General features: G+C 48.2%; 25 protein-coding genes. 21 read left to right on the forward strand and 4 right to left on the reverse strand.

The genetic code is table 11. The annotated features are described in order from the left end of the window. Positions 1 to 17: 17 nt before the first annotated feature. The 12 genes from AC3WTJ_RS00595 to AC3WTJ_RS00650 are packed head-to-tail and all read left to right on the forward strand — an operon-like array spanning position 18 to position 11,092. Positions 18 to 827, forward strand: coding sequence for a glycosyltransferase family 2 protein (locus AC3WTJ_RS00595; RefSeq protein ID WP_492520125.1), 810 nt, complete (start codon positions 18 to 20; stop codon positions 825 to 827). Between the two features lie 5 nt (positions 828 to 832). Then, on the forward strand, positions 833 to 1,945 hold the full coding sequence (locus tag AC3WTJ_RS00600) for a glycosyltransferase family 2 protein (protein WP_492520126.1): 1,113 nt from the start codon (positions 833 to 835) through the stop codon (positions 1,943 to 1,945). Then, positions 1,942 to 2,679, forward strand: a complete 738-nt coding sequence (locus tag AC3WTJ_RS00605; RefSeq protein WP_127456604.1) for a glycosyltransferase family 2 protein — start codon at positions 1,942 to 1,944, stop codon at positions 2,677 to 2,679. The genes AC3WTJ_RS00600 and AC3WTJ_RS00605 overlap by 4 nt, the downstream gene beginning before the upstream one ends. Before the next feature lie 18 nt (positions 2,680 to 2,697). Further along, positions 2,698 to 3,459 carry a sugar phosphate nucleotidyltransferase gene (locus tag AC3WTJ_RS00610; RefSeq protein ID WP_492520127.1) on the forward strand — a complete coding sequence of 254 codons (762 nt, stop codon included), beginning with the start codon at positions 2,698 to 2,700 and terminating at the stop codon, positions 3,457 to 3,459. Next, positions 3,456 to 4,667 (forward strand): L-2-hydroxyglutarate oxidase, encoded by a 1,212-nt coding sequence (gene lhgO, locus AC3WTJ_RS00615; RefSeq protein WP_492520128.1) that lies wholly within the window; start codon positions 3,456 to 3,458, stop codon positions 4,665 to 4,667. Before AC3WTJ_RS00610 ends, lhgO begins: the two co-directional genes overlap by 4 nt. Beyond that, the gene (rfbC, locus tag AC3WTJ_RS00620) at positions 4,664 to 5,230 is read left to right on the forward strand and encodes a dTDP-4-dehydrorhamnose 3,5-epimerase (RefSeq protein WP_492520129.1); all 567 of its coding nucleotides are present in this window, start codon (positions 4,664 to 4,666) and stop codon (positions 5,228 to 5,230) included. Before lhgO ends, rfbC begins: the two co-directional genes overlap by 4 nt. Further along, positions 5,227 to 6,267: an NAD-dependent epimerase/dehydratase family protein gene (locus AC3WTJ_RS00625; RefSeq protein WP_492520130.1), complete on the forward strand. Its 1,041-nt coding sequence runs from the start codon at positions 5,227 to 5,229 to the stop codon at positions 6,265 to 6,267. The genes rfbC and AC3WTJ_RS00625 overlap by 4 nt, the downstream gene beginning before the upstream one ends. After that, positions 6,267 to 7,163: a dTDP-4-dehydrorhamnose reductase gene (gene rfbD, locus AC3WTJ_RS00630; RefSeq protein WP_492520131.1), complete on the forward strand. Its 897-nt coding sequence runs from the start codon at positions 6,267 to 6,269 to the stop codon at positions 7,161 to 7,163. Before AC3WTJ_RS00625 ends, rfbD begins: the two co-directional genes overlap by 1 nt. Then, positions 7,160 to 8,371 carry a CgeB family protein gene (locus tag AC3WTJ_RS00635; RefSeq protein WP_492520132.1) on the forward strand — a complete coding sequence of 404 codons (1,212 nt, stop codon included), beginning with the start codon at positions 7,160 to 7,162 and terminating at the stop codon, positions 8,369 to 8,371. The genes rfbD and AC3WTJ_RS00635 overlap by 4 nt, the downstream gene beginning before the upstream one ends. Before the next feature lie 4 nt (positions 8,372 to 8,375). Beyond that, positions 8,376 to 9,407: a GT-D fold domain-containing protein gene (locus AC3WTJ_RS00640; protein WP_492520133.1), complete on the forward strand. Its 1,032-nt coding sequence runs from the start codon at positions 8,376 to 8,378 to the stop codon at positions 9,405 to 9,407. Then, complete coding sequence (locus AC3WTJ_RS00645; protein ID WP_492520134.1) at positions 9,404 to 10,843, forward strand: glycosyltransferase family 2 protein; 1,440 nt, start codon at positions 9,404 to 9,406, stop codon at positions 10,841 to 10,843. Before AC3WTJ_RS00640 ends, AC3WTJ_RS00645 begins: the two co-directional genes overlap by 4 nt. A gap of 15 nt (positions 10,844 to 10,858) precedes the next feature. Then, the gene (locus tag AC3WTJ_RS00650) at positions 10,859 to 11,092 is read left to right on the forward strand and encodes a hypothetical protein (RefSeq protein WP_407869247.1); all 234 of its coding nucleotides are present in this window, start codon (positions 10,859 to 10,861) and stop codon (positions 11,090 to 11,092) included. Between the two features lie 69 nt (positions 11,093 to 11,161). Here the strand turns inward: AC3WTJ_RS00650 and AC3WTJ_RS00655 are convergent, their stop codons facing one another. Continuing rightward, positions 11,162 to 12,151 (reverse strand): ketoacyl-ACP synthase III, encoded by a 990-nt coding sequence (locus AC3WTJ_RS00655; protein ID WP_492520135.1) that lies wholly within the window; start codon positions 12,149 to 12,151, stop codon positions 11,162 to 11,164. Positions 12,152 to 12,347: 196 nt separating this feature from the next. Here AC3WTJ_RS00655 and AC3WTJ_RS00660 point away from each other — a divergent pair, with 196 nt between their 5' ends. Genes AC3WTJ_RS00660 through AC3WTJ_RS00670 form a run of 3 tightly spaced genes read left to right on the forward strand, consistent with a single transcriptional unit; the run spans position 12,348 to position 15,848 of the window. After that, positions 12,348 to 13,703: a spore germination protein gene (locus AC3WTJ_RS00660; RefSeq protein ID WP_492520136.1), complete on the forward strand. Its 1,356-nt coding sequence runs from the start codon at positions 12,348 to 12,350 to the stop codon at positions 13,701 to 13,703. After that, the gene (locus tag AC3WTJ_RS00665; protein ID WP_492520137.1) at positions 13,693 to 14,766 is read left to right on the forward strand and encodes a GerAB/ArcD/ProY family transporter; all 1,074 of its coding nucleotides are present in this window, start codon (positions 13,693 to 13,695) and stop codon (positions 14,764 to 14,766) included. Before AC3WTJ_RS00660 ends, AC3WTJ_RS00665 begins: the two co-directional genes overlap by 11 nt. Next, positions 14,763 to 15,848 (forward strand): Ger(x)C family spore germination protein, encoded by a 1,086-nt coding sequence (locus AC3WTJ_RS00670; RefSeq protein WP_492520138.1) that lies wholly within the window; start codon positions 14,763 to 14,765, stop codon positions 15,846 to 15,848. Before AC3WTJ_RS00665 ends, AC3WTJ_RS00670 begins: the two co-directional genes overlap by 4 nt. 46 nt (positions 15,849 to 15,894) lie before the next feature. On the opposite strand, the gene AC3WTJ_RS00675 is transcribed toward AC3WTJ_RS00670, so the two are convergent. Beyond that, positions 15,895 to 16,869, reverse strand: a complete 975-nt coding sequence (locus AC3WTJ_RS00675; RefSeq protein WP_492520139.1) for a GntR family transcriptional regulator — start codon at positions 16,867 to 16,869, stop codon at positions 15,895 to 15,897. Between the two features lie 163 nt (positions 16,870 to 17,032). On the opposite strand from AC3WTJ_RS00675, the gene AC3WTJ_RS00680 reads away from it, so the two are divergent. From AC3WTJ_RS00680 to AC3WTJ_RS00695, 4 genes are all read left to right on the forward strand, one after another. Beyond that, positions 17,033 to 17,557 carry an HPP family protein gene (locus AC3WTJ_RS00680; protein ID WP_492520140.1) on the forward strand — a complete coding sequence of 175 codons (525 nt, stop codon included), beginning with the start codon at positions 17,033 to 17,035 and terminating at the stop codon, positions 17,555 to 17,557. A 15-nt stretch (positions 17,558 to 17,572) separates the two neighbouring features. Further along, positions 17,573 to 18,472 carry a pyridoxamine 5'-phosphate oxidase family protein gene (locus tag AC3WTJ_RS00685; RefSeq protein WP_492520141.1) on the forward strand — a complete coding sequence of 300 codons (900 nt, stop codon included), beginning with the start codon at positions 17,573 to 17,575 and terminating at the stop codon, positions 18,470 to 18,472. Positions 18,473 to 18,549: 77 nt separating this feature from the next. After that, positions 18,550 to 19,290 (forward strand): MBL fold metallo-hydrolase, encoded by a 741-nt coding sequence (locus AC3WTJ_RS00690; RefSeq protein WP_492520142.1) that lies wholly within the window; start codon positions 18,550 to 18,552, stop codon positions 19,288 to 19,290. 118 nt (positions 19,291 to 19,408) lie between these two features. After that, a complete protein-coding gene (locus AC3WTJ_RS00695; RefSeq protein ID WP_492520143.1) occupies positions 19,409 to 20,233 on the forward strand; it encodes a peptidoglycan-binding protein in 825 nt (274 codons plus the stop codon). Positions 20,234 to 20,297: 64 nt separating this feature from the next. Here the strand turns inward: AC3WTJ_RS00695 and AC3WTJ_RS00700 are convergent, their stop codons facing one another. Further along, a complete protein-coding gene (locus AC3WTJ_RS00700) occupies positions 20,298 to 21,329 on the reverse strand; it encodes an anthranilate phosphoribosyltransferase (protein WP_492520144.1) in 1,032 nt (343 codons plus the stop codon). Continuing rightward, positions 21,326 to 21,973 carry an ANTAR domain-containing response regulator gene (locus tag AC3WTJ_RS00705; RefSeq protein WP_492520145.1) on the reverse strand — a complete coding sequence of 216 codons (648 nt, stop codon included), beginning with the start codon at positions 21,971 to 21,973 and terminating at the stop codon, positions 21,326 to 21,328. Before AC3WTJ_RS00705 ends, AC3WTJ_RS00700 begins: the two co-directional genes overlap by 4 nt. Before the next feature lie 472 nt (positions 21,974 to 22,445). On the opposite strand from AC3WTJ_RS00705, the gene AC3WTJ_RS00710 reads away from it, so the two are divergent. Next, positions 22,446 to 23,687 (forward strand): nitrate/nitrite transporter, encoded by a 1,242-nt coding sequence (locus tag AC3WTJ_RS00710; protein WP_492520146.1) that lies wholly within the window; start codon positions 22,446 to 22,448, stop codon positions 23,685 to 23,687. A 298-nt stretch (positions 23,688 to 23,985) separates the two neighbouring features. Continuing rightward, entirely contained in the window at positions 23,986 to 26,409 is a 2,424-nt protein-coding gene (gene nirB, locus AC3WTJ_RS00715; protein ID WP_492520147.1) for a nitrite reductase large subunit NirB, read from the forward strand. Positions 26,410 to 26,419 lie beyond the last annotated feature (10 nt).

The raw sequence follows: 26,419 nt of genomic DNA on the forward strand, positions 1-26,419 counted from the left end.
AGTGGGAGGGTGTGGACATGAAACAGCGTGGGCAGCGAAAGTTGTTAGTACCCAGGAGGAGAACGAGGCCTGTTTTCAAGCCCATTTCAAATCATCAATCGCCAAAAGTATCTGTCGTCATCCCTGCAATGAACGAAGGGAAGACAATCGCGTCCGTCATTCGTCAAGCCCGATTGGTTCATCCAGCTACAGAAGTCATTGTGGTCGTCAATGGCTCCTACGATGAGACGGAGCGAATCGCCCGCCAGATGGGGGCACGGGTGATTTCATTTAAGGAATCGTTAGGGCATGATGTCCCCCGAGGCATTGGCGCGAGTCATGCGAGAGGGAACACCATCCTGTTCATTGATGCGGATATGGTGATTGCAGCCAAGGATTTGCGGCCATTCGTGCAGGCGGTGGATCGTGGGGTGGATGTCGCGTTAAACAGCTACTCTGGCAAAACAGAGAAGGTGGATGTGCATCCTGTAGTGCTAGCTAAACACGCGCTTAATGTTGCACTTTCCCGGCCAGACTTGCGAGGAGCTTCGATGACGACAATCCCGCACGCTATTAGTCGTAAAGCGCTAAACGAGATTCATGCCGCTAATTTAGCCGTGCCGCCACTGGCTCAGACGATAGCATGTGTGAAAGGACTCACGCTGCACAAGGTTTACAACGTGAATGTGGGTCGGACGAATCCTAGAAAACGAAGAAAATTTAAGGTGGACCCGCTGCAAAATCTTATTCTTGGAGATCACCTCGAAGCCCTGAATTGGCTGCATGAACAGACGAATGAGCGTGGTCAGCTAACGGATTTAACAAGGGACCGAACCTTTGTGGGGTGAAGCTGTTGAATAAACCAGTGAAGAAACGTGTGAAACAAAGGCCAAAAGTGAGAACCCTGAGAACGGTGAGAATCCCCGTCCCTGTACGCCGCCTGCGCAGGGGCTCCAGACCAACCAGAACAGCAGCGACGCTGTCTGTCGCGTTAAAAAGAAGAGTACACGCAATTGGCGCTCGTTATGCTACGGACCACCCGTTGATCGATGGGGTGGATCCGAACTCGTATATCAACTCTCTATGGTGTTCCTTTTATACATCCGGGGAAATTGGGACGATTTCGGTGGGGCAGTACCTTCCTGTCTCCCGAGCGTTCCTTGAAGGTTATAGCGAGAAACAGGGGATGCCAACCCCGAATCTCGTACTTGTTCCGACAAGGCAATCCATTGGAGCCGTCATTACGGTTTCTAATGAGGAAAAGACGATTGCGCGCGTGCTGAACGCACTGGAAAGAATGCCGATGAAGGAAATTATTGTCGTCATTAACGGCTCAATCGACAATAGCGTTCATATCGCCAAGCAGTGTCCAAGGGCAACAATTGTTCATTATCCGAATCTCGTTGGCCATGACGTTGGCAGGTCTATTGGCGCCAAGCTTAGCACAGCCGACATGGTGCTGTTCCTGGATGGCGATATCCCGATTCAAACCGAGGAATTGTTGCCTTTCATTCGGGCCATCGACCAAGGCTGGGATGTTGCATTAAACGACATTTCCCCTTATATCGGTCTCTTCACGCATCGCGATGGCGTGTCTATGGTGAAACAATTCGTAAACCGGGTTCAGGGTCGACCGGAACTGGGTGCCAACTCCATGACGGCGATTCCCCACATGCTTTCCCGCAAAGCGCTCCAGGTTATCGGCAGCGCAGCGTTAATGGTACCTCCTAAAGCGCAGGCGAAGGCAATCCGTTATGGATTGCGTATTTGTGCACCAGCAAGCATCGATGTGGTTACGGCCAACAAACCTACCCGATTGAACACAGGGAGTACGAATCCCGTTTCAAATCTGATTGTAGGCGATCATTTGGAGGCCCTCCATATGCTGCTTCATGAACGTGGAAGAAGACTTGAATTTAAGGATGTTCTTCGTACGAGAACTGCTCTGTCGGGGGGATCCATATGAACAGCACAAGTATCATCATCCCAAGCTTTAATGAAAGACAGTTGCTTCTAGATTGCATCTACTCCATCAGAGAACATACACGAATCCCCTATGAAATTATTGTGGTCGACAATGCCTCTACCGATGGGACCCTGGATGCTTTGATTCGTGAGCAGGTTCCCTTCGTGTCCTTCTCCGAAAACAAAGGGTTTCCTGCAGCCTGTAACGCCGGCATGAAGCTGGCCAGGGGCAGCTCCGTGCTTTTGCTGAATAATGACGTCCTGCTAACACCTAATTGGTTGGATCATATGCTCACTTGTCTGTATTCTCGACATGATATTGGCATCGTAGGTCCAATGACCAACTATGCCAGCGGTATTCAACAAATGAAAGAGCCATATACGAATCTGCCGGATATGGTTCTGAAGTACAATGTGGGAAATAAGGGGAAATACAAAGAAGTTCAGCGTTTGATTGGCTTTTGCTTTTTATTCAAACGTGAAGTGATGGATAAGATCGGTTACCTGGATGAACAATTCAGTCCCGGGCATTACGAGGATGACGACTACTGCTATCGCGCGAGGAAAGCCGGCTACAAGCTGATGCTGACCGAAGACACCTTTATCTTCCATCATGGCAGCGCAAGCTTCGGCAAGAAAAGCGAAAGCCAACTGCAAGCTATCGTGGAGCGTTCGCGCAAGATTTTTATAGAAAAGTGGGGCGTCGATCCCCAAGCATTTTTTGAGAAAGCATGATGAAAGGATGTCGTTGCTATGAAGGGAGTCATTCTAGCCGGGGGAACTGGCACACGTCTGCGACCCTTGACGAAAATGATTAACAAACATCTTCTACCCGTCGGTAAATATCCTATGATTTATTATGGGATTGAGAAGCTGAGAGCAGCGGGAATCACCGATATCCTTCTGATCACGGGTAAACACTCCGTTTCCCTCTATACGGATTTCCTGGGGAGCGGGAAGGAGTGGGGCGTTAACATTTCCTACAAAATACAGGAAGAGGCCGGCGGCATTGCCGATGCGCTGGAGCTTGCCCAGAACTTCGTGCATCCGGGCGAGAAGCTGCTTGTGCTGCTTGGCGATAATCTGTTCGAGGATTCGCTGGCTGGGTATGTGAAGCAATTTGAAGCTCAGCCGGAAGGAGCCAAAGTGTTTCTGAAGGAAGTAGAGGACGCCAGAAGATACGGGGTTCCGGTCATGGAAGGCGACTTGATCAAGCGGATTGAAGAGAAACCCGAGCATCCGCAATCCTCGTATTGCGTCACAGGGATTTATCTGTACGATTCTACGGTATTCGACTTAATTAAGACGGTAGAGCCGTCTGCGCGAGGCGAGATGGAGATTACCGATGTGAATAACTTATATGCGATTCAAGGCAAGCTCAGCTATCACCTGCTGACAGGGTGGTGGATCGACGCCGGCACCTTTCCTTCTTGGTTCGAAGCGTCCGATAAGCTGCGCGAATATCCGAACGTTGAGGCTGCAGCACCCAAGTCGGGCGCCGGTGATGACAAGTGAGGAAGTACGATTACATCATCATCGGAGCGGGGATTATTGGCCTCACGATCGCCCGTGAGCTGAAGAAAAGAGAGCCGGAAGTGTCCATTTGCATCCTGGAAAAAGAGTCCGATGTGGCTGCACATGCAAGTGGACGCAACAGTGGAGTTCTGCACGCCGGCTTCTATTATTCAGCGAACAGCTTGAAAGCGAAGTTCACGAAAGATGGCAATCAGGCCATGCGAGCTTACTGTAAGCTTAATGGTCTGCAGCTGAATGAATGCGGCAAGCTGGTCGTCGCCAAAGATGAAACAGAGTTAGCCGGCTTGGAAGAGCTGAAGCTGCGCGCAGACATCAATGGCGTGCAGCTCATCTGGTTGAATGAGCAAGAGATTGCTTCCATTGATCCGAATGCGAAGACATACCGGAAAGCTTTGTATTCACCAACAACGGCGTCGGTTGATCCCGTAGAAGTTTGCAGGACTCTGAAACGTGAAAATGTAGAGAACGGTGTAGAGTTCCATTTCTTGACGAAATACCGCAAGCACCGGGGAGATCTCCTTTTTACGAGCTCAGGCACCTTCAAGTACAACTATTTGATCAATTGCGCCGGGCTTTACGCCGACAGCATTGCCCATGATTTCGGATTTGGCGGGAAATATACGATCATTCCGTTCAAAGGCATTTACTTGAAATATACGAAAAACAAAACGGATGTCGTCACGAACATCTATCCCGTCCCCAATTTGAAAAACCCATTTCTCGGGGTTCATTATACCAAAACGGTGGATGGCAGCATTAAGATCGGGCCTACGGCAATGCCGGCTTTTTGGCGGGAAAATTACCAAGGATTGCAGGGCTTCAACCTGAAGGAATTCCTGCAAATTGTCGGCTTTGAGCTGAAGCTGTTTATCACAAATTCGTTTCACTTTAGACGCTTGGCCTTTCAGGAAATGCGTAAATATATCAAATCCTATTTCATCGGGTTAGGGATGGGAATGGTCAGAGAAATCGACCCCAAGGGCTTCGGACATTTTCTAAGACCGGGTATTCGAGCGCAGCTGCTCAACGTTGAAACCTTGGAGCTCGTACAAGACTTTGTCATCGAAGGCGACAAACGCTCGATGCATGTACTCAATGCGGTCTCACCGGCATTTACTTGTTCGATGCCTTTTGCCGCTTATGTCGTGGATCATATTATGAAACAACGAGGAGGAGCCCTTTCATGAAAGTGATTTCGACCAAGCTGCCGGGGGTCCTGGTGCTCGAACCGAAAGCGCATGGTGATCATCGCGGTTTTTTTATGGAAAGTTACAACCAACAAACGTTAGCTGGCGAGGGTATTCATCATGCCTTTATTCAGGATAATCATTCCCTTTCCGTAGAATCGGGGGTTCTTCGAGGCCTGCACTACCAATTGGCGCCGAAAGCGTTAACGAAACTCGTTCGCGTTGTATCCGGTGCGGTTTATGACGTCGTCGTTGATATCCGCAAAGGTTCCCCGACTTATGGACAGTGGGTCGGCGTTATCTTAAGCGCAGAAAACAAACGGCAAATCTTGGTTCCGAAGGGCTTTGCCCATGGCGCATGCACCTTGGTTCCGAACACGCAGCTGCTCTACAAAGTGGATGATTATTATTCCCCTGAGCATGACCGAGGCATCGCGTGGAACGATCCTGACCTTGGTATCGACTGGCCGGTATCGAATCCGATCTTGTCGGATAGGGATCGTCAGCAGCCTACGCTTGCGCTGGCGGACAATAACTTTGTTTATGGAGGGGACTTATCATGAAAACCATTATGGTGACGGGAGCGGGCGGCTACATCGGCAGTGTGCTGGTTCCGAAGCTGCTGGATAAAGGTTATGCCGTTAAGGCGGTTGACCGCTTTTTCTTCGGTATCGATAAGCTCCCGCAGCATCCGAATCTGGTAACGATCAAGGAGGATTCCCGCCGTCTGAAGGAGGAAGCCTTCGCTGACGTGTATGCCGTCATTGACTTAGTGGCGATCTCGAACGACCCGAGCGGTGAATTGTTCCAGGAAGCAACGCACCAAATTAACCATATTTCCCGTGTGAGCACGGCACATAAAGCGAAGAAACTTGGCGTGAAGCGATACATTCTTCCGTCTTCCTGCAGCTTATACGGCTTCCAGGCGCCGGATGTCATCGTCGATGAAAATTCGCCGACAAACCCGCTCACGACCTATGCCAAAGCAAACGAAATGGCGGAACACGGCGTGCTTCCACTAGCTGATGAGGCCTTCACCGTCGTTGTCATTCGGCAGGCCACCGTCTACGGCCATTCTCCCCGCCTTCGCTTCGATTTGGCCATTAATGGCATGGCGTTAGGCGCTTATCAGAATGGGGTTATTCCCTTAATGAGAGACGGTTCCCAGTGGAGACCGTTCGTTCATGTTCAAGACACAACGGATGTCATGTGCTTGCTGTTGGAAGCTGATCCGAAAGTCATCAACGGCGAAATCTACAACGTGGGTTCGGACAGCAACAATTATCAGCTCGGCCAATTAGCGCAAGAGATTACCGCAGTCATTCCTAAACCTGTAACGATTGCCTGGTATGGAGCGCCCGACCACCGTTCCTATCGCGTCAATTTTGACAAAATCGAGAAAGCCTTAGGTTGGCAAGGCAAATGGACGGCTGCACAGGGGGCATTAGAGATTTATAACGCTCTGGCTGCAGGCGATGTACCAAGCATGGATCAAACGATTACGCTGGATTGGTACAGCGAGCTTATCAAGTGGCACAAAATTATTAAGGACGCTACGCTCTATGGCGGTATCTTGGATATTCAAGGATCGAGCGAGTAATGAAACGCATCGCGCTGCTAGGCGCCAAAGGCCAGCTAGGCTCCGATATTCATCGGGTATTGAAGGAAAACAGCCAGTTCGAGATCATCCCGGTGACGAGGGATATGCTGGATGTGGAGAATACAGAAACGATTATCCCCATTCTTGAAAAGCTTGGCCGCATTGACGTACTCATTAACTGTACGGCGTTTCATAACACCGAACAGTGTGAAGCCGATCCGCTCAAGGCTCTCCGCATTAATTCCATTGCCGTCCTGCGTATGGCGACTTATTGCAAACAGAATAGCACGCTTTTCATTCATTTCAGCACGGATTACGTGTTCGACGGCAGCAAGCAGGCGCCATATACGGAGGAAGATCGGGTCAGTCCCCTGAATGCTTACGGCAGCAGCAAAGCAGCAGGAGAGGAAGCTATTGCGGCTTACTTGGATACCTACTTTGTTTTTCGTGTATCCTCGTTGTTTGGCGAAGCTGGGGCCAGTGGAAAGGGCGGCAATTTTGTAGAGACAATGATTAGACTCTCGAAGCAAGGTAACCCTATTTCGGTTGTTCAGGATGTCATCATGTCACCGACGCATACACAAGATGTGGCTGAAACTGTGCGGGTTTTCCTTGAAAAAGAGATAACGGATTACGGTGTGTATCACTGTTCGGGTGAAGGCGCGTGCAGCTGGTATGAGCTGGCGGTCCAAACGTTTGCGTTTTGCGGTATTACCTGCGAGACGATACCGATTATGAACAGCGCGTACGCTGCCAAAGTGCGCAGACCGTTATATAGTGTGCTGGACAACAACAAACTGAATCGTATTTATCCGATGAGAAGCTGGCAAAGCGCCTTGGAGCAATATTTGCAGCGCAAAGGATATGTCGTTATCCATGGAGGTGAGATGGAATGAGCGCTTTAAGAGCCGTGAAATCGAGGAAATTGCCGATCAGACCGCTGAAAAATCAGAGGAGACGTGTGCGCAGAGCCGTGAAAGTGAAGAAGCAGCCGGCTCCCCTGTCTCGCTACCAGGATGAATGGCGAAGAGGGAGTGACCAAGGGTACGGAAAGGGCTGGTCGCATGGTTTTCACATGGGACGCTGCCAAAGCATCATGCGGGACATTCCGCAGGAGCGGGGCATTATCTGGGATTTAAAGGTGATGTTCGTTAGGGCGAACGGACTGCCTTATACCGCGATGGATGAAGGGATCGAGGCTAGTCTGCGGGATATGGTGAGAGAAGTCATTGTCGTGAATCCCGTCGACCCTCTTGTTCAAATTGCGGCGGAGACAAGGCCGGACCTTGTTCTGGTGCTCGATGCCATTGGGCAATCCTTGCCGGGAGATGTGGTGCAGGCCATTCGGGCGCACGGTATTCGTACGGCGATTTGGCTGCCGGACGATCCGTATCATTCGGATCAGTCGACAGGGCTCGTCCCGCACTTTGATTATGTGTTCACCCTGGAGAAAAGCTGTGTTGAACCTTATAAGGCACTCGGCTGCCAGAATGTGCATTATTTGCCGTTCGGCATAAATCCGGATTCCGTGAAGCTGGACTATGTGCCTACGAATTTTCGCAAAGATATTTGTTTCATTGGCACAGCTTTCTGGAATAGGGTTGCGTTCATTGATGAAATAGCCGATTATCTGCAGCACAAGGACGTCATGATTAACGGCTATTGGTGGGATCGGCTAAGTTCTTACGACAAGTTGTCTTCCAAAATTCAAGGCTTATGGTTGAGCCCGCAAGATACGATGAAGTATTATCATGGGGCCAAAATCGTGATCAATCTTCACCGGGCGACCGATGACAAATCCCATAACAGCAACAGCAGGCAAATCCCCGCTTTCTCCCCTAATCCTCGGCTTTTTGACATTACAGCAGCGGGCACATTGCAATTAACGGATGTCCGTGACGAATTGGCAACCTTCTATAAACCTGGGGAAGAAATTGACACCTTCAGTTCTCCACAGGAGCTTATCCAGAAAATAGAGTACTATTTAGCCCATGAAGAAGAGCGGCAGCATATCGCATTGCGAGGATTGGCGCGGACGCTGAAGGATCATACGTATCGCAAACGATTGAATGAATTGTTAACGATAACGAACAAAGGCGGGTGAACGTATGTTGCCCATAAAAAAGAAACAAGGCGGTAAGAAGTTAGGCAAAGTGATCTCCTTCCGGCGAGGCAAGCTTTCTCGCAAGCGCAAAGGTTTGTTCTCTTCTCTGCGCAAAAAGAAAAAACGCCGAAGACTTGCCGCGCTGCCGCTGACACGGCTCATGCCGATTGAAACCGTGACCGTCTACGATCAGGGGTATAATGCGGGGTATGACAAAGGTTTCGATAAAGGGTACCGGGATGGAAAACATGATGGGGGCGATGCGATTGTCGATCGCTTGCTGCCGGACTATCAGATCCTGCCCGAAATTACGATTGACCAGATTGTTGCCGCCGGCGTGGAACATTTGCGGCCGCACATCTATCACTTGCTTACCGCAAGGGATCTGGGAGACCGGATCATCGCTGCGCTTGACGCCAGAGCGCCATTTTCCCTCGTCCGACTAGGTGACGGGGAGCTGCTTACCTTAGCGCAGGAGACTATTTTACCGATTGAACAGATTAAGCAAGACGGCCCGTTTCTCCCGTATGCCGGCGTCGAAGTACCGGATCTGGAAATTAAAGCGGAGCTAGTGCAGGCGATTCGCGGAGCTAGCGTCGTAGGTATTCCGAAGCTGCGGGTACGCAATTTCCAACCGCTCGCGTTCGCGGTGTTTAAAGCTGAACATATAAACTACCATGAACTTACTTTGACGGACTCGCTGGTGAATTATTATATCTATCACGAGGGTTATCTGTCACGGATTACACAAGGCAGAAGGGTGCTGCTGGTTGGCAACTTAGCGCCGCATTTGGCAGAAGTACTTCGCGCGAACGGCGTGAATATTGTTGGCGAGATTACGCCGGTCCATGGCGTGAAGGATATCCCGCACATCAAGGAAAACATCGCCGGTTACGATTTTGATATCGCGCTGGTCTCCGCAGGGATTTCGGCTGTCATCATTTCCGAATGGATTGCGTCGAGTATGGGGAAAGTAGCGATCGATTTCGGGCATTTGGCGGATTCTATCGTGAAAGGGGAGGCTCCTTACCGATGAGAACAGCAGTGAAGCGACGGGGCCACAAATCCATGGGCAAATCCCGCAAGTTTCGTAAGATTGGCAAACTGGGCAGGGTAGGCAAGACGGGCAAGGTTGCCTCCTCCTCCCAAGCAAGTTATAACCGCGGTTACAATGAAGGTTTTAACATGGCCTACGATAGCGCGCACGATCATGCCTTCCAGCTTGGCTGGGATGCGGGGGTCACCCCCTCGAAGTTTCAGGGAACGAGCATCATCATCGTTACGACGAACGATCAGCGCCACCACCTCCAGAATTGTATCGACAGCATTTATGAATATACGCCGGAGCCCTTCGAACTCATCGTGATCGATAATGCCTCAACGGATGATACGGCCGAGTATTTGAAGTCTCTGACGGGGAAAATCCGTTACAAGATCTTTACTTCCAACCTTGGCTTCGCCGGAGGGACGAATCAAGGTTTAAGGATGGCGCGCGGTTCCAACCTGCTGTTTTTAAACAATGACACCATTGTGACCAAGGATTGGCTGGAAAATATGCTGACTTGCCTTAACAGTAATGAGAAATTCGGGCTTGTCGGCCCGATGACGAATTACATTAGCGGCGAGCAATTGCTGCAGACGAATTACACCTCCACGGAGGAAATGCACCATTTCGCTGCAAACTTTAATCAGTCGAACCCTGCCAAATGGCATGTGACCACGAGATTAACAGGCTTCTGTGTCCTTATGCGGCGCGAGGTTTTCGAGCGGTTGGGGTATTTGGATGAAGGTTTTGAGATTGGAAACTGCGAGGATGACGACTTCGGTTTTCGAACGCGCATCATGGGATTAGAACTTGTTATTGCTATGGATACCTTCATTCATCATGTCGGAAGCGTCTCGATTAAAGCGTTGGGCGAGAAGCGTTTTGAAGAAGTATATGGCAGAAATTTAGAGTTTTACGCGCGAAAATGGGGAGAAACCCACAGTTTGCTGCATGAAGTCCACCAAAAGCTCGGTGGCGGAAGTGCAGCGATGGTTGATTTCTACCCAAGTCATATCGTTGTGAGAGGGGTAACATCCGAGCTCTATTGGATCGAGAATGGCCATCGCCACCCGATCGAAGGGGAGTCGCATCACTTGTCGGCTACCCGCGTCTCGCAAGTCGATCTGCGGAGCTGGCCGAAGGGACATTCCTTATCGCAACATGACGTACAGAACAAGCTTGCCGCTCTTGCACAGGGTGTTTGCGTCGATGGGCACTTGCAAGAAGGTGCGCTTGCGCGGACCGAAGATCATGCCGTCTATCAAGTCAAAAACGGCAAAATGCAGCGATTCATTAATGAATGGCCGCTGCGCTACTGGAATTTGGATCTGCGTCACCAAACGGCCATGAGCTGGGATGACTTTCATCGGTTTGCGCCAGCGCTGCCGATTATTGCCCCCGCCATCATCGCGGCGAATAATGTCTAAAGGAGTGAGGTATCTATGAAAGTAAAGTCATCTGTGCGCAGAAAGGTTACTGGTAAGCTTCTCAAGAAAGCGAAGCCGGTTCGTGGCAAAAAAGTGCTCCTGAGAAAAAGAAATCGCCCTGCCAAAGCGCTCCTGACACATCGGGGAGGCTTCGATAAGGGCTTTGACAATGGATACGATAGAGGGTATATGGATGGGTTTCACAAAGGTTTTGAACAAGGCTTCGACCATCTCTATTCAGCCTCTTAAGCAAGGGGCGGCAGCTTAATCGTGGTACGTAGGTGCTGCCGCCTCCTTTGTTTCACTTAAACCGTGCGTTTATCCCCAACGTAAAATAAGTCCAGCGTGCGTTAGTCCCCCGCCAAAACCGTATAACAGGAGCGTATCGCCTGCCTGCACCCTGCCATCTTTTACGCCGAGATCAAGCGCCAGCGGAATAGAGGCGGCAGAGGTATTGCCGTAATACTCAAGGCTGTATATGGCCTTTTCAAAAGGAATTTCACTCTTTTCACAAATCGACTGAATAATCCGCAGGTTAGCGCTATGCGGGATGAACCAATCAATCGCGGAACTCGGCAGCCCGCTTTTGGTTAGCAAGTGCTCGATCCCTTCCGGTACGGTCGATACCGCAAATTTATAAACTTCGCGGCCGTTTTGGACTAGCTTGCCGCCGCCGGTAAGCGGTATGTCCTGCCACTGCTCTGACAGGCCGGTGCGATACACATGCTTACCGCCGGAGCCGTCTGAGCCAACATGATGCGCCAGGAATGCCGGATGTTCCTCCTCGCGTTCCACCACCACGGCTCCTGCGCCGTCGCCGAACAGAATGCAGGTCGACCGGTCCGTATAGTCGGTGATTTTAGACATCGCGTCTCCGCCGACCACGAGCACTTTGCGGTGCAAGCCAGCCGCGACTAGTCCGCTTGCGGTATGGACCGCATAGGCGAACCCTGCGCAGGTGGCGTTAAGGTCGTAAGCGCCGACAGCAGGGAGGTCGAAATGAGCTTGAATCATACAAGCTACCGGTGTTGATGGCAGGTCTGGCGTATGCGTAGTGACAATGATCAGCTCCACATCGTTCAGCGCTTCCGGATATCGGTCAAGCATGTTTTGGACAGCAGCTATACATAAATGGCTAGTGAATTCCTCGGGAGCGGCGATTCTGCGTTCCCGCATGCCAGTGCGTTGAACGATCCACTCATCGTTGGTTTCCACCATAGCTTCAAGATCGGCGTTGCTTAAAATATGCGAAGGCACATAACTGCCTATTGCTGAAATACGGGCATTCAAGGGATTTGAGACAGGCATGAGAAGCTCGCTCCTTTTGTTATCAAGTATTAGTACCAGGTACTAAATATAATTTAACTTTACTGTAAAATGTGGTTGCTGTCAATGTGTTGTTTTGCTCAATTATTTCGATCTGATCTGTAAATTCGGAGTAATTCATAAACAAACGGAGGATATTAAAAGGAGAGGAAATTACATGTAAAAGGCGAGATGAGAGATGAATACCTCGACAAGGGCAGCAAAATTAGCTTATATCGATCAAATTTTTGAGCTTAATTCTGATTTTGTAAATAGGGAAGTCTATATTTATCAAGATCGAGTCCAAGTATGCTATTTGGAGACACTGGTTCATTATGAACAAACGTATGACACATTGATAACGAGATTGTCACATTTACACGGCACGGATAGCCCGATCGACCAAATCGCGTTATCTCCTTCAACGAGGGTGAATGTCCCTTTAACCGAGCTTGTGAACGCGATATTAGTAGGTATGTTGATTATTATTCCCCAAGAAGGTTACGACAACATCGTGATAGAGCCCTCTTCGGTCAACAACAGTAGAAGCATAGTGGAAGCCCAAACGGAGAATCCGATCCAGACCTCACTAGATGCTTTTACGGAAGATATGTATGTCAACATAAGTCTCCTTCGCAGAAAAATGAGAATCAAAAACTTGCATATTCAGAACTACACCCTGGGTACGGATCTTCCTCGTGAAGTAGCTGTTCTTTATGTGGAAGGGCAAGCCGATCCGAAGATCGTTCAACTCATCGATACCTATTTGAATGAAAACGCCATGATGGATATTTCTGATGTTCAAGGACTACTCAAAGCTCTTAAACAGCCTAGTTATAGTCTTGTTCCTACTTACATAACTTCTGAGCTTCCTGCCACTACCAAACATAATTTAATGGAAGGCCGAGTGGTACTCCTATTGGATCATTTTCCGTTCTCACTTTCGTTTCCCTCTATTATTTCGGACTTTTGGAATGTAAAAACGGATAAAGACCAACCTAAACTGTTTATGTATTTATACAAGATTATTCGTATCGCAAGTTTAATCATCGCCATTACGTTGCCAGGGTTATATGTGGTTCTCAATTCTGTCAACCCTGAACTTTTGCGTATTCAGCTGGCTGTATCGATCACAGACTCCAGGGAGGGCGTTCCTTATCCTGTTCTTGTGGAATTGTTGATGATGCTGTTCATCATTGAAATGGTCATAGAAGCGAGTATTCGTCTCCCCAAAAGTATTGGCCCAACCATTACGATGGTTGGAGGTATTATTTTGGGTCAGGCCGTCGTTTCAGCCCGGTTAGTCAGTTACTTTCTTATTATTGTCGTAGCCGGCTCGACTATCGCGCATTTTACGATGGGCACATATATGAACACAGTCTCCATTCGGTTGTACAAGTACGTCGTAATCTTGTTTAGCGCTTTGTATGGCATACTTGGCCTTATGTCGTCGATTGTCTTGTTTTGCTTTTACCTTGGCACGATTACAACGTTTGGGGTGCCCTATTTGAGCCTCTCCACCAAAAGGGGGAGATCCGAACCGAATGAGCAATAGAGCCCTATTAACGATGTTCGTAGTCGTTCATCTCTCGTTGTATTTTTATATCTATCCTGTAAAAATGATTGAAGCCACATCCTCAGGGCATTGGGAACCTATTCTTGTTGGTTTTCTTATAGAAATGTGTTGTATATGGGTATATGTAAAGGGGCTTTCTGCTTTTCCTGGAAAGGACATTGTAGATATATGTATAACTGTAATGGGGAAATGGTTTGCTCTCCTTCTGCTTATTCCTTTGCTGCTCTATTTTTTTCTGAGCTCCAACATTACCCACAGTTTTGAGATGGCATCGATCAGCATCCTTCTGCTTCCTAATACCCCAACGTATTTCATTTTGTTTCTTTATATTATTCCTCTGTATATTGCATGGAAAGGCTATGAAGCCATTTCACGAGGAGGAATCTTAGTATTTATTTGTGTGCTTCCTTTGGTTATTTTCTCGTTGGTAAGCTCGATGAGTAATTTTGATTTCGATAACATCTTTCCCATCTATGATACTCGCTTGAGTTTCTTCAAGAAGCCGATGTTTTATTCTGCTTTTTTTGCGCACGCCGGTTTCTTGTTTTTAGGTTTTGTTAAGATGAAACACAAATTTCCGATGCGTAAAGTCGCTCCTATTTTAGGGGTGCTTCTTATTTTTGCTTTATGCTCTGTCTATGTGCCCATGCTCATTTTCGGTCAGGAATCGATTATCTATTTCCGCTTTCCGAATGTATTGACATCAGATACGGTTGACAGTGAGTGGGTTGTATTTGATTGGCTTCCTACTTTTTTTGTTATTGCGATGATTGCCATCGCGATGGTTGAAGCAGCAGTGAGTTTCTGGATGATGGTAACTTTGATCGAAAAGCTACTTATGAAGAAGAAGTGGAAGCAGAAAAGGGGGATAGCTGTCATCATCGTTGCCATACCCTCTTATTTCTTCAGCTTATATTTGGACAATATTGATACTTTGGCGCATTATACTCGCGTGAGTACCTACCTCTGCTTTTACAGCATTATAGGTATACCGCTTGCCGTCATTCTCATGAGTTTGAGGTATAGGAGGAAACCTGCTTGATCCATCGCTCATTCCTATCGGTTATACTGTTGCTATGCACCTTAAGCACGCTCCTTACAGGCTGTTGGGACACCAAAGATATTAATAAGCGGCTCATGCCCGTTGTTATGGGAATTTGTAAGGAGAAAAATCAGGATTATCGAATTGTCTTGCAAATTCCTAGTCCTGAAAAGCAAGGATCTCAGTATATGGAGAGCAGCTCCGCGACAATCACCAATGCGATTGACAACATTCGAACAAAAGCAGAAAAAAGTATCGACCTTCTACATATCCGATTGTTTCTTGTCTGTGAAAAAACGGCAAAAGAAGATATTGGTGATATTATCGATTATGCGATTCAGGCAAACGATATCTCCATTAAAGGGTTGCTAGCGATTGTTAGGGGGGACTTCGACGAAGTGATCCATCATCAAATAAAAGCGAATCCAGAGCTCTCTTCTTATGATTTTTTCAGTGAACAATCTGGCTGGACGCCTGAAAGTACGATCATACGCCTATGGGAAGCATACCGGAATATCAAGTCTTATACACAGGATATGTCCATTCCGATTCTCACAAAAGGAACGGATACGTTGTATCAATTTGATGGCTCAGCCATCATAAGTGTTGATAAAATGGTAGGTGAAATTTCTACAAATGAAGTATTGATTTACAATATTTTTCAGGAGAAGTACAATGGCGGCACCATTGAGATTGCCGATCAAAGCAGTGTTAAGATTAAAAGAGCAAGTATCAAACATGACATCGCTTGGACGTCATCAGGGCCTCAATTAAAGAGTCGTATTCTGTTGAAAGTAGAGATTATTGAGAATAAAAATGAACAATCAGAAGAGAAGATTACAGCGAAGCTCAAAGAAGCCATTGAGAAAAGAGCTAATAAATTACTAACTCAGCTTAAAAGTGAGAAATCAGACGCCCTTGGCATAGGACAACTCTTTCGAAGAAAGATGAACGAAGATCAGCTTAAACAATGGAAACAACAATGGTATTTGGATTTGGACCACGAAATTACGGTAGAAGTTACCATACTCAACAGCATTTATTTAAAGTCTCCGAATAAGATCAAAAAACCTGCCAACTAGAAAACGAATCGAATACACAAAAGAAATAAATCCCCATTCAGGGGATTTATTTCTTTTGCACCGCTATTTCATGCAATAAATTCTCGCTGCTTTGTTCCAGTTTCATAGGGAATAGCAACGTTTTGTCAGGCTGCAGCTTCTTCAGTTCAGAAAATACGGCGGCAGATGCGTAGATTTTGTGCGAGTGCTGAAGAGCTTCATTCAGACGATCGGATTCGTTCATGCCTACAATCTCAACATGAAGCTGATGAATCCCTGCTTCCCGAATCCGGTTGGCCATCCATTCCCCGCCTGTTCTACCCAGACAAACAAAGGCGACATGTGTGCCCGGCTGCAGTTTGGCAATCTCAAGCAGCTGTGAGGCCTCAAGCGTTGCTCCGATCACAATCACTTTACTGTCATAGCGAGCAAACAGTGCTTTGGTCTCCTCGGCATGATTCAAGGTTGTAATGACGACGTCCGAACGCATAACGGCGTCTCTTACGACATCCTCATTAAGGGAACTGTCACCGAGAAATAAAGTCTCCACTTCACCATCGGTTGCTCGTTCAATTTCCTGCCGGTAGAAAGGGTAATCATGCCCTCGGCATTCCACCAGCAAAATCCGCAGCTTGCGGGCAGGGGAGGGAGGCTGCAACAAGGAGTAGGCAAGGCCCGCGATGAAGAAGGATGGCAAATCAAATCCCATAGCCGCGGCCTCGCGAATCGTATCATTCAAAAGCTGCTGCATGGGTTTGCGCTCTTCCAAGAGATGCTTGGTCTCGAACCCGCTAGCGATCTGCGTACCGCGTCCTTTCTGTATGGACACAAGCCCCTCATCACGCAATTGGTTGTATACCCAGTTAACCGTATTTCGATTGAGGCCAAGCTCATCCGCCAATTGACTAGCCGTCGGCAGCATATCGCCGGCTTCCATTTGTTCAATGCCGATTAACCATTTCAGTTGTTCTTTGATTTGTGTATTTACGTTAAAGGTTAATTGGGGATTAACCTGAAGGATATATTTTTTATCTTCTTCCACAACAAACAACCTCTTTTCATAGTTGACTAGTTATATTATAACCCTTATTCCTTCGAAATCCAACAAAATGCGTGATAAGAGAGGGAAATAAACAGTTGACATAACGGCGAATAAATTATATAACTAGTTGACTAGTTCTTTAACGTAAAAGGTGGTGAACAAAATGAATACCCATGAAGAGTCAGGATTCTGGCGCAAAATGAGAAGCAAAGACAGAAGTCCGCTAAAAGTCGTTCCAAAAAATGCCTTGATCGGCTCGATGGGGGGATTTATCGCTATAGCTCTTTTAGCTTTCCTAACGGATTTGACCGCGAATGCTTGGATCATGGCCCCATTTGGTGCAACCTGCGTGTTGGCTTTTGGCCTTTGGGATGCGCCGCTATCTCAGCCGCGCAATATCATCGGAGGGCATTTGATTTCAAGCTTAGTAGGACTCATCTTTTTCCATCTGTTTGGCCGAGGCTTTTGGGTTATGGCCATTGCTGTAGGATTGGCCATCGGCTTGATGATGCTGACCAAAACAACACATCCCCCTGCCGGGGCCGATCCTTTAGTCGTTATTTTAAGCGGCAGCAGCTGGTCCTTCCTGTTTGCACCGGTATTGATCGGTTCTGTGCTTATCGTAGTTGTTGCTTTGTTAATTAACAATTTGGACAAAAAGCGTAGATATCCAACATTTTGGCTTTGATTGGGGGAAAGCAGCATGAATGATGTGTTTCATCAAGGTGAATTGATCGTTCAGAATCGAACGGGAGAAGGGGCTAATGCTGCTCAAAATTCGAAGATGATCTCTTCTTATTTCTCGAACGGGATCATGACATTTCTCCAATTTCAACAGTTCGCCGTATTGTCGTCAACGGATCGCAATGGAAACGTATGGGTCACATTTTTGACAGGACAGCCGGGGTTTGCTGAAATAATAGACGAAAAAAGGTTGGTCATACGCGCTGAATTGCTTAAAGCTGACCCTCTCGCGGAAGAGGAGCCGGACAAAGAGAAGCAAATAGGGCTGCTCATTATCGATACGAATCGGAGAATCAGGCTGCGGATTAATGGAACGGCCAGGATGAACAAAGAACTCATGGTTACCGCTAAGCAGATTTACGGGAATTGTCCGAGATTTATTCAAAAGAGATCGTTTCGCCCGGAGAAAGCCGCTTCTAGAGTATTGAAGTCGGCACAACGAAATCAATCACTTAGCCAGCAACAGCAGGAGTGGATTGCTCGTACCGATACATTCTATATTGGCAGCATGAACGATAGGGGAGAGATGGACGCCTCGCATAGGGGAGGAAACCCGGGGTTCGTTCATGTGTTGGATGCGCAGACCATCCTGTTTCCTGATTACTCCGGCAATTCGCTGTTCAATACTTTGGGAAATATTTATTTGAACCCCGCATCAGGATTGTTATTTATCAACTATGAACATGGTCACTCGCTGCATCTAACGGGCACCGCCGAAATTATCTGGGATGAGGAAAAGTCGGCAGATTTTCCTGGCGCAGTAAGACTAGTACGTTTTGAAATTAGAGAAGTCGTGCAGTTGGAGAATGCTGCAGAGATGCGTTGGGAAGGAACAGAATTGTCAGCATATAATCCATAAAGCCATAGCCATTTATTATACGTTTACCCCGGTTAGAGGGACATCCCATTACCATTATTAGAAAGAGGTTGTTATCTATGAATATTCAGAAGCTTCCTTGGGCGGGCATTCGCGTTGAATTAGAAGGTTTTGCAATTGCCATCGACCCCGTTTATCATTTTCCTGCCATTCTAGGCGAGCCGAAAGAGCCGTTTTTTCCTTTGGAGTCGTTCGGGCCTGCTGGCGCAGTTTTGATCACGCATCAGCATGCGGACCATTTCGATCCGCAAGCTATTATTGCCGCATATGGCGCTGACGTCCCGGTATTCGTTCCAAAGGAAATCGTCGAAATAGCTACTTCCAGTGGTTTAAAGGACGTAACTGGCGCTGCTGTCGGAGACACTTTCACCGCCCAGCCATTCACGTTGATCGCGGCGCAATCCGTGGACGGCACGGGTGACCCGCAAGTATCCTGGATCGTACGCGGCGGCGGCAAGCAGATGATTCATGCTGGAGATACATTATGGCACGGATATTGGTGGAAGCTGGTTCAAGCTTACGGCGCGTTTGATGCCGCATGTTTGCCTGTGAATGGCGCAGTGATCCAATTTCCCGGCGTTGCCCCTCACAGTGATCAGCCAATCTGTCTCACACCGGAACAAGCGGTTATAGCGGCACAAATCCTTGGAGCGAAGACACTTATTCCGATCCATTATAAGGCAGCGCACAATCCGCCCGTTTATTCGCAGACACCTGATCTGTTAAACCGTTTAACGCAAAGCGCTCAGGATCGCGTTCATTTAAACATCTTACAAACCAGAGAGACGGTTACGATTTAAAAATACGCTGCAATTGCCGCTGCTAGCAAGCTTGTCAGCTCTTTCTGCGAATTATTCATGCAAATGGATAAAATCCAAAAAATAGGTCACTCTAAGGGCAGTCGCCCGTGTCGGGCGAATGAAACTGACGACGACAGGGAGTGAACGTAAACGCATGTTTCATGGCAAGAAAAAGCATGTCTGGATCATACTTATCTGTATCGCCTTGTTCTGCTCTACCTCAACGACCGCTTTTGCCTATGGAAAAGGGGCCAAGGGGCCGGATGTTTATGCGGTTCAAGGGATGCTGAAATCTCTGGGTTACTATAGCGGACCCATTACAGGCTACTATGGTAATCAAACACAATCTGGTGTTAAAGCTTTTCAGAGCCGTTACGGCCTTCCGGTTACCGGAAACGTTGATGATCAAACCCTGCAGTCCATCCTATGGGCTTATGGAAATTTGAAAATTCCCAAGAAGCAGACGCCGCCAACCCCAGCACCGCCGCGTTCCGAACCGCCACCGTCCCAGCCTGAGCCAGCACCTGCACCGGCACCCCAAGCTCCTCCGAGTGCGAATCTGACGGCAGAGGAGCAGCAAATGTTGGACTTGGTGAACAAGGAGCGAGCTGCTGTGGGATTAGCAGCCCTAGTCGCCGATCCTGAGCTGACTAAGACAGCAAGACTCAAAAGCCAGGATATGGTCGATAACAAATATTTCTCTCATGATTCACCGACATATGGCTCGCCTTTTGATATGATGGAGAAATTCGGTATTACCTATAACGCGGCAGGAGAAAATATCGCATGTAATCAATCGGTGCAAGCCGCGCATGAGGCGCTGATGAATTCGCCTGGCCACAAAGCGAATATTCTAAGCAAAGATTATACGCACATTGGCATCGGTATTGTTGCCGGGGGACCGTGCGGTAAAATGTTCACCCAGCAGTTTATCGGAAAGTAAATAACTTAGTAAAAAAATATAAGCCCTCAGCAGAAAGTTTCTGCTGAGGGCTTATAAGCATTTGTTAAGTTGCAGACACCGGCTTAATCGCTTCCGTCCACTCGGTGTAGGTCTGAAGTGCTTTTCCTTGCTCGATCGCATGACGGGCCATGTAGATGCCTTCTTCAATGGAGCCGGCTTTCTGGGAAACCCAGAGGCGAACAGCGCTGTTGAGCAGCACCATGTTCAAGTAAGGAAGTTCAGCTTCTCCTCGTAATACGGCCATCGCCGTTTCACCTTGCAGCTGCGCTGTCCATTCGACTTCAGGCACTTCAACCATTAATTCATAGATTTCAGGATCTACAATGAATAATTCACTGGAGCCATTTTGAATCACATAGGTCCTCGTACGTTTTTCGATGGATAGATCTTCCGAGCCTTCCATGCCTTGCACAACGATTCCGTTGGTAATCCCCAGTTCGATGAGTAAATTCGTTATTTTCTCGAAAACCGTACCATGAAACACACCGACGGCCATGAACGGGGCTTCCGTGAAACGAAGCAGCTTCTCGGCGGTGTTAAACACAGTCCGCAAGCCGAGCTCCTTGCGGAGCTCGCGCAGCTCGCCAAGCGGTGCGCACCAACTTTCTGTAGGCGCGAATAGGAAGCCTGTTCGCGCCGCTGCGGATACTAGCGCCTCGCGCGACGAGGTTAGCGCCGGTACGCCAAGTGCGTCCAGCACGTCAGTCAGCGTGATGCCCCATTTGGGCGGCATGCTCGGGCTGCCGTGCAGCGTAGTCGGGAGACCGCAAGCCGCAAGCACAAATGCGGTCGGCAAGGTCGCAATGAACGTGCGGGTGCGGCCGTCATAAGGTCCTGCGCAGTCCATGCTGCCAGGTATCGGATAAGAAAACGTACGTTTACGCAGCACGTGGATGAAGGCTTTAATCTCATCCGGCGATTCCATTTTAATACGCTCAGCTACAAGAAATGCGCCCATTTGGGCCTGAGTAGCGCCGCCGGTTAACATAAGTTCTGCTGCTTGGGATGCCTCTTCATACGAAAGATCTCTTGCCCCGCGCTTTCCGCGTCCTACTTCTTTTAGTAAAGATATCATCGTTTGCGGCCTCCTTGATTCTGATCTCGTAGTATTTGGTACACCTTGACGATGGAGGTAGCGACATCTACCATACGTTTACGCTCATTCATGGCTTGTTTGCGCAGGAAGTCGTAGGCTTCCGCTTCGGAAATTCCTTTAATCTCACATAAGATCCGCTTGGCTTGATCGACCCATTTGCGCTCCTCCAGCTTGGAGAGAAGCTGTTCGCGCTCCTGCTGCCATTCGGTTCGATGAAAATAGTGATTTACGCCTAATAGCAGAGCGCAGTGAATTTCAAGCGGACTCATCGTTGAACCGATTAAACCATCTATACCTGCATCCATTCTGCATTCATTAGAAGGAAAAGTGTGCGAATCACACCACCAGAAGAGGGGAAGGCTGCGCTCAGCCAATACGCGTTTGCGCCAGGTCTCCACTTGATCGGGGCTTACACTTAGTAGAACAGCATCAACTTTGGGAATGATGAAGGAAATTTCTTTGCCAGTAGATGCCGTATAGACGCGAAAGCCCAAGTCCTTCAATACCTCGTCAGGTATGGATGCTTGTGTACGATTAGAATAGCTCATCTCGTTTGTGGATGGTGAGGAGGTAGCTGAGCGAGTTTGCTTCAACTCGTCGATCAGTATAAATGATTGCAACATTTGAATACCTCCATCGTTGTAAGCTTTTTAATCTATGGTAACTTTATGTGAGGTTTCTCGGGTGTTTGAATGGTTATACGGCATAACTATAGCATATGAATTTGTTTTTTGTCGATATAATAGGTGACATGGAAGGGTTAAAATATTTTTATGTTATGTTTATTGACATAGTTGTAAAGCCGTACTATAATCAAGTTAGAAATCGGCACAATGGTGTGCCCCTAACGCAGGCAATGGCGCCTATCCCCTTACAAATACGTAACCGGATAGGCTTTTTATGTTTACTTTTCAAAAAACGACGAAACATGCTGTTCACGAAGATGTGGCAGCAGTGGCAAAGAGGCCGACAAACATCCCGATGTATGTAGGGGTATGTTTGTCGGCCTTTTCTGTCCATGGGTGTGCAGACAGAGAGAAAACAGGATAGGGAAAAAAGGAGAAGGCGAAAAGCCTCAAAAGGAGAGGGACGCACATGGTTGATCGGAAAAGTTTTCTGCAAGTGGGACACAAAGGGTCTTTGTTCAGTGCATTCTTGTATTTTGACATGAGCTTCATGGTATGGGTCATTTTAGGGCCGTTGGCGGTCGTACTGGCGAATGATTTTCACCTAAACGCTGCTGAAAAAGCAAACCTCGTTGCCTTGCCTACATTAGGCGGAGCGGTACTCCGACTGGTGCTGGGCGTACTTACCGATAAAATTGGCCCTAAGCTGACAGGGCAAATTGGACTCTCGCTAACCCTGATCCCCTTGTTCTGGGGATGGCAGTTCGCTGACACGATGGGTGATATGTATTTCGTAGCGTTGATGCTCGGTATTGCCGGAGCGAGTTTTGCAGCCGCACTGCCGTTAGCCAGCTCTTGGTACCCACCACAATATCAAGGTCTGGCGATGGGCATCGCCGGAGCAGGGAACAGCGGGACGATCTTCGCTACGCTTTTTGCCAACCGGATTGCTCAGCATTATGGCGACTGGCACGTTGTTTTCGGGATTGCGATGATTCCAATTGCGATCACGTTGATTGTTTTCAGTATTTTGGCTAAAAACAGCCCGAACAAACCAGCACCCAAAACGGTTGCTGAATATGGCAGAGTTTTGAAACAGAAGGATTCCTGGTTGTTCTGTATTTTATATAGCGTAACGTTCGGCGGTTTCGTTGGCATGTCTACGTACTTAACCATCTTCTTTAATACACAATACGGTCTTTCACCGGTCCGTGCTGCTGATTTTACAACCTTATGCGTTATCGGTGGCAGTTTCTTCCGGCCTGTAGGCGGTTGGTTAGCCGATAAAATTGGCGGCATTCGGATGCTGATGGGATTGTATGGGGTTGTCGCATTAATGATGGCGGGGATTTCTACGCTTCCAGCGCTTTCGGTTACAACGGTCTTGTTATTCATCGCAATGATGGCGTTTGGTATGGGGAACGGTTCTGTCTTCCAGCTTGTGCCTCAACGCTTTAAATCGGAGATCGGCGTGGTTACGGGAATTGTCGGCGCTGCCGGCGGCTTGGGCGGATATTTCTTACCTAAAATTCTCGGAAATGTGAAATTGGCAACAGGTTCTTTCGCACCAGGATTCCTTATTTTAAGTGCAATCGCCGTGTGCTGCGTTATTTTGATCGCCTCTGTGCAAGGGCAGTGGAAACGCAGCTGGATTGGCGACGGCGGCAAAGTGAAAGTTGCTCCATCAGCCATTGATAGCGTTCATGCTTAAGTAATGGGTAGACTGCTGGTCCTGTGGGGAGTTAACAACAGGATCGGCAGCTTCTGCCAAGTGAAGTAAAGGGTTTGCTCATGCAGCTTGCGCCCTCCTGCAGGCTGTATGCGCAAAGACGTTTACGACTTGCCGTCTTTGGCAGCTCAACCCGAGCTGCTTAAGCTCCATATCCCATAATTGCCATTTGGGAGTATCCGTATCGAGCAGATCGCTGCTCCCGAGTGGACTTTTTTAAAGGGATATGTGTAACAAAATGGGATATAGAGATAGACACAGTAGAGAGGAAGATGAGACCATGACTCAAAAAGAAAAGTTGGTTTTAGTCGGAAATGGCATGGCCGGTGTTAACGCAGTTGAACATTTGCTTAAACTAGCTCCGGATAAATATGAGGTAACTATTTTTGGGAGTGAGCCTCATCCGAACTATAATCGGATTTTGCTGTCCTATGTCCTTTCGGGGGACTCCAACATTGAAGATATTGTTATCCATCCTTATGAATGGTACAGAAACAACCATATAACGCTTTATACCAACCAAACTGTGACGGCACTCGATACCGCAGCTCAAACGGTCACGAGCGATAAAGGTGTAACCGTTCCTTATGATAAATTGATTTTGGCAACAGGGTCCAATCCTTTCATGATTCCAATGCCTGGTGCAGATAAAGAGGGGGTCATGGCCTACCGGACCATCCGTGATTGTGAAATTATGATGGAATCCGCGAAAAAGTATAAAAAGGCGGTTGTTATCGGCGGGGGTTTGCTCGGATTGGAAGCCGCCAGAGGTTTCTTGAACCTAGGAATGAAAGTGGATGTCGTTCATATTTCAGATGCGATCATGGACCGTCAGCTGGACCGCACAGCATCCAAAATGCTGCAAGCGGCTCTGGAAGAACAAGGAATTAACTTCTTGCTAGCGAAGCAGTCCGCAGAAATCGTCGGTCACAAACGGGTTACCGGGTTGAAATTCAAAGACGGCACAATGACGGATGCGGACCTGGTCGTCATGGCGGTGGGAATTAGACCGAATGTAGAACTTGCCAAAAATTCTGGTGTAGACTGCAATCCCGGTATTATTGTAAATGATTATATGCAAACAAGTGTTCCTGGTGTGTATGCGGTTGGGGAATGCGCGATGCACCGTGGCGTTGCCTACGGGCTGGTTGCGCCGCTCTACGAGCAAGGCGCTGTGTTAGCGAAGCATTTGGCAGGCGTGGAAACAGGTCCTTATGAAGGCTCGGTTCTTTATACGAAGCTGAAAGTGTCTGGTGTTGACGTTTTCTCTGGCGGGAAATTCGTGGATGAAGAAGGCACCAAAGCGATTCGAATTCATGACGAGTTCACAGGTGTATACAAAAAAGTGATCATTAAGGACAACAAAATTGTTGGTGCTGTGCTCTTTGGAGATACGTCAGACGGCACGCGGCTCATGCAAATGATTCGTGAGGAAACCGATATCAGCGGGATGGCCAAAACAGCGATTTTGACGGATTCAGCGAGCGGCGGCGGAGCAGCATCCGGTGTTGCTGAGATGAAAGACGATGCGATCATATGCGGGTGTAACGGGGTAACGAAGGGAACGATTTGTTCTGCGATTAAAGATCAAGGTTTGACCTCAGTTGAAGAAGTGAAAAATTGCACGACAGCTTCCCGTTCCTGCGGCGGATGTAAACCGCTTGTCAGCGATTTGTTGGCTTATACGCTAGGCTCCTCCTACGATAAAAATGCCGTTAAAGAATCCATTTGTTCTTGCACAGCACATACACGGGATGAGGTTGTCGAAGCGATTCGCGAAAAAGGATTGTCGCATGTACGTGAAGTCATGAGCGTGCTTGGTTGGAAAAATGAAGAGGGCTGCTCCAAATGCCGCCCTGCGCTTAACTACTACCTGGGCATGATTAGCCCTGAAACGTATAAGGACGATAGCACTTCGCGCTTCGTTAACGAGCGTATGCATGCGAATATTCAAAAGGACGGTACGTATTCCGTTGTTCCACGGATTTATGGCGGCGTTACGAATCCGACGGAATTGAAGCGTATTGCCGAAGTAGCAGAGCAGTTCAATGTTCCGACTGTGAAGTTCACGGGCGGGCAACGTCTAGATTTGCTAGGCGTGAAAAAGGAAGATCTGACGGCCATGTGGGAAGCGCTGGATATGCCGTCCGGTTATGCCTACGGTAAAGCCCTGCGTACGGTCAAAACATGTGTCGGCGACACGTTCTGCCGGTTCGGCACAGGGGATTCCATGGCCGTGGGCATCGAGCTGGAGAAGCGTTTTGAGCGCTTAAATACACCGGCCAAAGTGAAGCTCGCGGTATCAGGATGTCCCCGGAACTGTGCGGAATCCGGTATTAAGGATTTGGGCATCGTCTCCGTCGATGGCGGGTGGGAGCTGTATGCCGGAGGTAACGGCGGTGTGAAGGTGCGCGTCGGCGATCTTTTAACAACCGTGAAAACAGAACAAGACATTATTGAATATACCGAAGCTTATCTGCAATATTATCGCGAAACTGGGAAATACGGCGAGCGTACAAGCGAATGGGTACACCGTTTGGGAATTGAGCATATTCGTGCTGTCGTTGAAAACGAGGAAGAGCGCAAACAACTATGCGCCCGGATTGATCAAGCGTTGGCCGTTACGAAAGACCCTTGGAAACAAGCCATCGATAGCAAAAAAATTCAACGCGATCTCTATGAAGTCGTCGAGCTTACCAAATGAAATCACTCAG

This window comes from Paenibacillus sp. FW101-FHT12H11 (genome assembly GCF_058790355.1).

Bases quoted from the DNA above. Each gene is read 5' to 3' on its own strand.
- rfbD (WP_492520131.1), top strand. From the start codon at position 6,267: ATGAAACGCATCGCGCTGCTAGGCGCCAAAGGCCAGCTAGGCTCCGAT.
- nirB (WP_492520147.1), top strand. From the start codon at position 23,986: ATGACTCAAAAAGAAAAGTTGGTTTTAGTCGGAAATGGCATGGCCGGT.
- AC3WTJ_RS00710 (WP_492520146.1), top strand. From the start codon at position 22,446: ATGGTTGATCGGAAAAGTTTTCTGCAAGTGGGACACAAAGGGTCTTTG.
- AC3WTJ_RS00690 (WP_492520142.1), top strand. From the start codon at position 18,550: ATGAATATTCAGAAGCTTCCTTGGGCGGGCATTCGCGTTGAATTAGAA.
- AC3WTJ_RS00635 (WP_492520132.1), top strand. From the start codon at position 7,160: ATGAGCGCTTTAAGAGCCGTGAAATCGAGGAAATTGCCGATCAGACCG.
- AC3WTJ_RS00700 (WP_492520144.1), bottom strand. From the start codon at position 21,329: ATGATATCTTTACTAAAAGAAGTAGGACGCGGAAAGCGCGGGGCAAGA.
- AC3WTJ_RS00685 (WP_492520141.1), top strand. From the start codon at position 17,573: ATGAATGATGTGTTTCATCAAGGTGAATTGATCGTTCAGAATCGAACG.
- AC3WTJ_RS00625 (WP_492520130.1), top strand. From the start codon at position 5,227: ATGAAAACCATTATGGTGACGGGAGCGGGCGGCTACATCGGCAGTGTG.
- AC3WTJ_RS00705 (WP_492520145.1), bottom strand. From the start codon at position 21,973: ATGTTGCAATCATTTATACTGATCGACGAGTTGAAGCAAACTCGCTCA.
- AC3WTJ_RS00610 (WP_492520127.1), top strand. From the start codon at position 2,698: ATGAAGGGAGTCATTCTAGCCGGGGGAACTGGCACACGTCTGCGACCC.
- AC3WTJ_RS00640 (WP_492520133.1), top strand. From the start codon at position 8,376: ATGTTGCCCATAAAAAAGAAACAAGGCGGTAAGAAGTTAGGCAAAGTG.
- rfbC (WP_492520129.1), top strand. From the start codon at position 4,664: ATGAAAGTGATTTCGACCAAGCTGCCGGGGGTCCTGGTGCTCGAACCG.
- AC3WTJ_RS00650 (WP_407869247.1), top strand. From the start codon at position 10,859: ATGAAAGTAAAGTCATCTGTGCGCAGAAAGGTTACTGGTAAGCTTCTC.
- AC3WTJ_RS00665 (WP_492520137.1), top strand. From the start codon at position 13,693: ATGAGCAATAGAGCCCTATTAACGATGTTCGTAGTCGTTCATCTCTCG.
- AC3WTJ_RS00595 (WP_492520125.1), top strand. From the start codon at position 18: ATGAAACAGCGTGGGCAGCGAAAGTTGTTAGTACCCAGGAGGAGAACG.
- AC3WTJ_RS00680 (WP_492520140.1), top strand. From the start codon at position 17,033: ATGAATACCCATGAAGAGTCAGGATTCTGGCGCAAAATGAGAAGCAAA.
- AC3WTJ_RS00660 (WP_492520136.1), top strand. From the start codon at position 12,348: ATGAATACCTCGACAAGGGCAGCAAAATTAGCTTATATCGATCAAATT.
- AC3WTJ_RS00645 (WP_492520134.1), top strand. From the start codon at position 9,404: ATGAGAACAGCAGTGAAGCGACGGGGCCACAAATCCATGGGCAAATCC.
- AC3WTJ_RS00655 (WP_492520135.1), bottom strand. From the start codon at position 12,151: ATGCCTGTCTCAAATCCCTTGAATGCCCGTATTTCAGCAATAGGCAGT.
- AC3WTJ_RS00605 (WP_127456604.1), top strand. From the start codon at position 1,942: ATGAACAGCACAAGTATCATCATCCCAAGCTTTAATGAAAGACAGTTG.
- AC3WTJ_RS00695 (WP_492520143.1), top strand. From the start codon at position 19,409: ATGAAACTGACGACGACAGGGAGTGAACGTAAACGCATGTTTCATGGC.